The organism is Streptomyces sp. NPDC054794, from assembly GCF_053611585.1.
On sequence record NZ_JBSHAQ010000054.1, the window covers coordinates 61,732 to 68,067 of the forward strand.

General features: G+C 73.5%; 6 protein-coding genes. 3 read left to right on the forward strand and 3 right to left on the reverse strand.

The features are described from left to right. Positions 1 to 34 precede the first annotated feature (34 nt). Positions 35 to 706, reverse strand: coding sequence for a response regulator transcription factor (locus tag ACWGKT_RS38960; protein WP_356147715.1), 672 nt, complete (start codon positions 704 to 706; stop codon positions 35 to 37). Between the two features lie 73 nt (positions 707 to 779). After that, positions 780 to 1,985: a sensor histidine kinase gene (locus ACWGKT_RS38965; protein ID WP_356147713.1), complete on the reverse strand. Its 1,206-nt coding sequence runs from the start codon at positions 1,983 to 1,985 to the stop codon at positions 780 to 782. A 118-nt stretch (positions 1,986 to 2,103) separates the two neighbouring features. Between ACWGKT_RS38965 and ACWGKT_RS38970 the strand changes: the two genes are divergently transcribed. Further along, positions 2,104 to 3,141 carry an SAM-dependent methyltransferase gene (locus ACWGKT_RS38970; protein ID WP_453277388.1) on the forward strand — a complete coding sequence of 346 codons (1,038 nt, stop codon included), beginning with the start codon at positions 2,104 to 2,106 and terminating at the stop codon, positions 3,139 to 3,141. Between the two features lie 55 nt (positions 3,142 to 3,196). Here the strand turns inward: ACWGKT_RS38970 and ACWGKT_RS38975 are convergent, their stop codons facing one another. Next, the gene (locus tag ACWGKT_RS38975) at positions 3,197 to 4,348 is read right to left on the reverse strand and encodes an NADH-quinone oxidoreductase subunit D (RefSeq protein WP_235457263.1); all 1,152 of its coding nucleotides are present in this window, start codon (positions 4,346 to 4,348) and stop codon (positions 3,197 to 3,199) included. Positions 4,349 to 4,379: 31 nt separating this feature from the next. Here ACWGKT_RS38975 and ACWGKT_RS38980 point away from each other — a divergent pair, with 31 nt between their 5' ends. Together ACWGKT_RS38980 and ACWGKT_RS38985 are read left to right on the forward strand one after the other, a co-directional pair. After that, positions 4,380 to 4,883: a PH domain-containing protein gene (locus ACWGKT_RS38980; RefSeq protein WP_453277389.1), complete on the forward strand. Its 504-nt coding sequence runs from the start codon at positions 4,380 to 4,382 to the stop codon at positions 4,881 to 4,883. Beyond that, positions 4,880 to 6,214, forward strand: a complete 1,335-nt coding sequence (locus ACWGKT_RS38985) for a PH domain-containing protein (RefSeq protein WP_453277390.1) — start codon at positions 4,880 to 4,882, stop codon at positions 6,212 to 6,214. Before ACWGKT_RS38980 ends, ACWGKT_RS38985 begins: the two co-directional genes overlap by 4 nt. Positions 6,215 to 6,336 lie beyond the last annotated feature (122 nt).

A 6,336-nucleotide genomic window follows, 5' to 3' on the forward strand; every position in this document is an offset into this window, starting at 1 on the left:
CGTCAGCCGGAGCCGCCGCCCCGTACCGGCACGGTCAGCCGTGGCCGCCCGCCCGGACCAGCCCCGTCTCGTACGCCAGGACCACCACCTGCACCCGGTCGCGCAGACCGAGCTTGGTCAGGATGCGGCCCACATGGGTCTTGACCGTCGCCTCGGACAGGACCAGCCGGGCGGCGATCTCGCCGTTCGACAGGCCCTGGGCGACCAGGACCATGACCTCGCGCTCGCGTTCGGTCAGCCGCTCCAGTTCCCGCTGCCGCGGCTCCCCGCCGGAGCTCGGCAGCATGGGCGCGAAGCGGTCCAGGAGACGGCGGGTGGTGGAGGGTGCGACGACGGCGTCGCCGCTGTGCACGGCCCGGATCGCGGTCAGCAGCTCGGCGGGCGGCACGTCCTTGAGCATGAAGCCGGAGGCGCCCGCCTTCAGCCCGGAGAAGGCGTACTCGTCGAGGTCGAAGGTGGTCAGGATCAGCACCTTCGGCGCGTCGGGCTCGGAGCAGACACGGCGGGTGGTCTCGACGCCGTCCAGCTTCGGCATGCGGACGTCCATCAGGACGACGTCGACGGCCGTGGAGCGCAGCACCTGCAGGGCCTCGACGCCGTCGCCCGCCTCCGCGACGACCTCCATGTCCGGCTGGGCCGCGAGCACCATCCGGAACCCGGTGCGCAGCAGCACCTGGTCGTCGACGAGCATCACGCGGATCGTCATGGGGGTCTCTTCCGTTTCCGTGGGCGGGTGAAGTGGGGGTGTGACAGGTGTCAACAGGGGGCGGGCGTCAGCGTCAATGCGCCGGCTTGAGCGGGAGCAGCGCGCTGATCCGGAATCCTCCGCCAGGGCGCGGACCCGCGTCCAGAGTGCCGCCGACCATGCCGACCCGCTCGCGCATGCCGATCAGGCCGTGGCCCTGGCCGTCGGCGCCGCCCTCCTCGTACAGCTCGTGCGGGGCGCCCTTGCCGTCGTCCTCGATGAGCAGTCCGAGCCCGTCGTCGAAGTAGACCAGCCGCACGCTGGCGCCGGCGTTCTCGCCGCCGTGCTTGCGGGTGTTGGTCAGCGCCTCCTGCACGATGCGGTACGCCGTGAGCTCGACGCCGCTGGGCAGCGGGCGCGGGGTGCCCTCCACCTTGAAGTCGACGGGCAGGCCGGAGGTGCGGCACTTCTCCACGAGCTCGTCGATCTGCTCGACGTCGGGCTGCGGGACGTACTCGCCGCTCTCCTGGTGCTCGCCGGTGCGCAGCACGCCCAGCAGGCGGCGCATCTCGGCGAGGGCCTGGCGGCCGGTGGAGGAGATCGTCTCCAGGGCCTTCTTTGCCTGGTCGGGCGCGGCGTCGAGGACGTAGGCGGCGCCGTCGGCCTGCACCACCATCACCGACACGTTGTGCGCGACCACGTCGTGCAGCTCACGGGCGATCCGGGCGCGCTCGGCGGCGACGGCGACCTTGGCCTGCGCCTCGCGCTCCTTCTCCAGCCGGGCCGCGCGCTCCTCCAGTTGCGCGAAGTAGGCGCGCCGCGTGCGCATGGAGTCGCCGAGCACCCAGGCGAGCGCGAAGGGCACCGTCTGGAACACGACTATCGCCACCTGGCCGAGGAAGCTCGTCTGGTGTTCGGGCCAGCGGATCTGCGCCAGGATCGCCGCGCCCAGGCTCACCGTGAGCGCCAGCCGCGACGCCCAGCGCGCGCCGATCATGGCGACCGTGTAGGTGATCACCAGCATCGCGAAGTTGGCGACGGTCGTCTCGACGTCCAGGACCAGCTGGGCCAGCCCGGTCGCGAGGGCCAGCAGCAGCATCGCCTCCGGGTAGCGGCGGCGCAGCGCGACGACGAGGCTCAGGACGGCGGACACGGCCAGTCCCCCGCCGAGCGACATGTGGTGCTCGGGCGCCCTCTCGACACTCATCACGCTCACGCCGGAGAGCCCGAAGAGGACGACGGCCCAGAAGGTGTCGACCCATGTCGGGTGCCTGCGGAGGAAGTCATAAAGGCGCTGCACGTAACCCAGAGTAGGGAAGCGCGGTGTGTGCGGGGGTCAACCGGAGGGCCGATCCGTGCCCCGCGCGCATACTCCGCAAGGTGGAGGACGTGATCACCTGTGCGCCTAATCTGTTGCGGTGACGGACGAGACAGCGGGTGTTCCCGGGGGCGGGACGGCGGCCGGCGAATGGCGCGGCTGGCGGGCGGCCACCGAGGCCGCCCTGTACGGACCGGGCGGCTTCTACCGGCGTCCCGAGGGCCCGGCCGGGCACTTCCGTACGTCCGTCCACGCCTCGCCGCTGTTCGCCGGGGCCGTGGCGCGGCTGCTGTGCCGCGTCGACGAGACACTGGGGCACCCCGCGACGCTGGACTTCGTCGACATGGGGGCGGGACGGGGCGAACTGGTCACCGGCGTGCTCGCCGCGCTGCCCGCCGAGGTGGCCGCCCGCGCGCGCGGGTACGCCGTCGAGATCGCCGACCGCCCCGACGGGCTCGACCCCCGGATCACCTGGCTGAGCGAACCCCCGCACGACGTCAGCGGGCTGCTCTTCGCCAACGAGTGGCTGGACAACGTGCCGGTGGAGGTCGCGGAGGTGGACGCCGCCGGCCGGCCGCGACTGGTGCTCGTACGGGATGACGGGGCCGAGCGGCTCGGCACGCCCGTGTCGGGGCCGGAGGCGGAGTGGCTCGCGCGCTGGTGGCCGCTGCCGGCCGAGGAAGGGCTGCGCGCGGAGATCGGGCTGCCCCGGGACACCGCGTGGGCGTCCGCCGTCGACCGCGTCGCGCGGGGGCTCGCGGTGGCCGTGGACTACGCGCACACGGCCGACACGCGCCCCCCGTTCGGGACGCTCAGCGGCTTCCGGGAGGGGCGCGAGACGGCGCCCGTGCCGGACGGGTCGTGCGACATCACGGCGCATGTCGCACTGGACGCGTGCGCGACGCTCCCCGGTGCACGCCTTGTCACGCAACGCGCCGCACTGCGCGCCGTGGGCCTCGCGGGCGCGCGCCCCCCACTCACGCTCGCCACCACCGACCCCACCGCGTACGTACGCGCCCTCGCGAGCGCCGGAGAAGCCGCCGAACTCACCGCGCCGGGCGGCCTGGGCGACTTCGGATGGCTGCTCCAGCCGGTCGGCATTCCGGACCCACTCGCCCCGGACACCGGGCCGGAGTGACCCCGCCGGGCGCCGGCGGCCCGACCTGTTTCGCCCTACTTGGCCCTACTTGGCCCTACTTGTCGATGTCTCCGACCACGAAGAACATCGACCCCAGGATCGCCACCATGTCCGCGACCAGCGTCCCCGGCAGCAGCTCGGTCAGGACCTGGATGTTGTTGTACGAGGCCGAGCGCAGCTTCAGCCGGTACGGGGTCTTCTCGCCCTTGCTGACCAGGTAGTAGCCGTTGATGCCGAGCGGGTTCTCGGTCCACGCGTACGTGTGGCCCTCCGGCGCCTTCAGGACCTTGGGGAGCCGCTGGTTGATCGGGCCGGGCGGCAGGTCGGCGAGCCGGTCGAGGCAGGCGTCGGCGAGGTCCAGGGCGTTGTGGGTCTGCTCCAGCAGGCACTCGAAGCGGGCCAGACAGTCGCCCTCGGTGCGGGTCACCACCTTCAGGGTGTCCTGGAGCTCCCCGTACGCCAGGTACGGCTCGTCGCGGCGCAGGTCGAAATCGACGCCCGAGGCACGCGCGATGGGCCCGCTCACGCCGTACGCGTGCACGGCCTCGGGCGTGAGCGCACCCACGTCGCGGGTCCGCCCCCGGAAGATCTCGTTGCCGAGGACGAGGTCGTCGAAGACGTCCACGCGCGAGCGCAGGTCGGCCACGGCGGCACGCGCGCGTGCGGTCCAGCCAGCCGGCAGGTCCTCCTTCAGGCCTCCGACGCGGTTGAACATGTAGTGCATGCGCCCGCCGGAGACCTCCTCCATGACGTGCTGGAGCTCCTCGCGCTCCCGGAAGGCGTAGAAGATCGGGGTGATGCCACCGAGCTCCAGCGGATAGGACCCGAGGAACATCAGGTGGTTCAGCACCCGGTTCAGCTCGGCGAGCAGCGTACGCGTCCACACCGCGCGCTCGGGGACCTCCATGCCGAGCATCCGCTCCACCGCGAGGACGACGCCCAGCTCGTTCGAGAAGGCCGACAGCCAGTCGTGACGGTTGGCGAGCATGATGATCTGCCGGTAGTCGCGCGCCTCGAAGAGCTTCTCCGCGCCCCGGTGCATGTACCCGATCACCGGCTCCGCGTGCACGATGCGCTCGCCGTCCAGCACGAGCCGCAGCCGCAGCACGCCGTGCGTGGAGGGGTGCTGGGGGCCGATGTTGAGCACCATGTCGGTGCTCTCCGCGGCGCCGCCGATCCCGACCGTGGTCTCCGTGGTGGGCGTCATGGACACAGTCTCCCCTACGTACGCTGGCTCCATGGAGACGGGGAGCTCGGCCGGTGCCGAGGCGACGGGGGCGGAGCCGGTGTGGACCGGGCTGCCGCCCGGCCTGCTGCGGATGCGGCGACTTCTGCTGGTGGTGTGGCTGGGTCTGGCGGCCCTCCTGCTGGGGCCGCTGCCCGGTCTGCTGGTCGGCCCCGCCTGGGCCGCCTCGGCGCTGGTGCCGCTGGCCCTGATGGCGTGGGGCTGGGTGCTGCTCGGCCGCAACTGGCGCTCCTGGCGGTACGCCGAGCGCGCCGACGACCTGCTGATCAGCCGAGGCGTGCTGTGGCGCGAGGAGACCGTCGTACCGTACGGGCGGATGCAGCTCGTGGAGGTCACCTCCGGTCCCGTCGAGCGGCACTTCGGCCTGGCCAGCGTGCAGCTGCACACCGCGGCCGCGGCCACCGACGCCACCATCCCCGGCCTCGACCCGGCCGAGGCGGAGCGGCTGCGCGACCGGCTCACCGAGCTCGGCGAGGCCCGATCGGCGGGACTGTGACGGCGCCGGGCGTCGAGGACGGCGTACGGCCCACCCGCCCCGTGGCCGAGCGGCGGCTGCACCCCGTGACGCCGTTCCGCCGGGCGTGGGCACCGGTCGCCGTGATCGCCGGATGGGCGGTGCACGACCCGGACCAGGCGCAGGCACAGCTGACGAAGCTGACCACGACCATGCTGCTGATCGGGCTGGCCGTCCTGGTCCCGGCGGCCGCCCTCTACGGGTTCCTGTCGTGGTGGTTCACGCACTTCGCGGTCACGGACACCGAACTGCGCATACGCACCGGCCTGGTCTTCCGCCGCGCCGCGCACATCCGGCTGGAGCGGATCCAGGCCGTCGACGTCAGCCGGCCGCTGCTCGCGCGCGTGGCCGGTGTCGCCAAGCTCAGGATCGACGTCGTCGGGGCCGACAAGAAGGACGAACTGGCCTTCCTGGGCGAGGACGAGGCCCGCGCGCTGCGCGCGGAACTGCTCGCGCGGGCGGCCGGTTTCGCGCCCGAGACGGCGCGCGAGGTCGGGGAGGCACCCGCGCGCGAGCTGCTCCGCGTGCCGCCGCGCGAACTCGCCGTCGCGCTGCTCCTGACGGGCGCCACCTGGGGCTCCCTGGCCGCCGCGCTCGTCGTACCGCCGGTGCTGTGGCTGGCCACCCACAGCGTGGTCACGGTCCTCGCCACCGGCCTGCCGCTGCTCGGCGCGGCGGGCGCGAGCAGTGTGGGGCGGTTCGTCGCCGAGTACGACTGGACCGTGGGCGACTCTCCGGACGGGCTGCGCATCGACCACGGGCTGCTCGACCGCACGCACGAGACCGTGCCGCCGGGGCGGGTGCAGACCGTGCGGATCGTGGAACCGCTGCTGTGGCGGGCGCGGGGCCGGGTGCGGGTGGAGCTGGACGTGGCCGGGTCCTCGAACTCCGTCCTGGTGCCGGTCGCCCCGCGCGCGATCGCCGAGGCGGTCGTCGCCCGCGTGCTCCCCGGCGTGACCGTGCCGCCGCCGTCGGCCCTGGCGCGCCCGCCGCGGCGGGCCGGACGCTGTGTGCCGCTGTGGTGGCGGGGGCACGGGATCACGGTCACGGACGCCGTGTTCGCCGCGCGGCACGGCCTGCTGCGCCGGAAGCTGGCACTCGTCCCGCACGCCAAGGTCCAGAGCGTACGGCTCACCCAGGGCCCCTGGGAGCGCCTGTGGCGGCTCGCGGACGTCCACGTGGATACGGGTGCCAACAAGAGCGTGACAGCGCGTCTGCGGGACGCTCAGGAGGCCGCGGAGCTGCTGCGGGGGCAGGCGGAGCGATCACGGACGGGCCGCAGGGACGCCCGGCCGGACCGCTGGATGGTCTGAACGGAGTGAGGGGGGGGCCCCCCCAAAGGCGGCCCCCCCCCACCCGTTAAACGGGGGGGGACGGCCCCGCCCGGGGCCGGCCCAGCCGGGGGGTGTGTTGACGAGAGGGGGGGGGGCGGAGG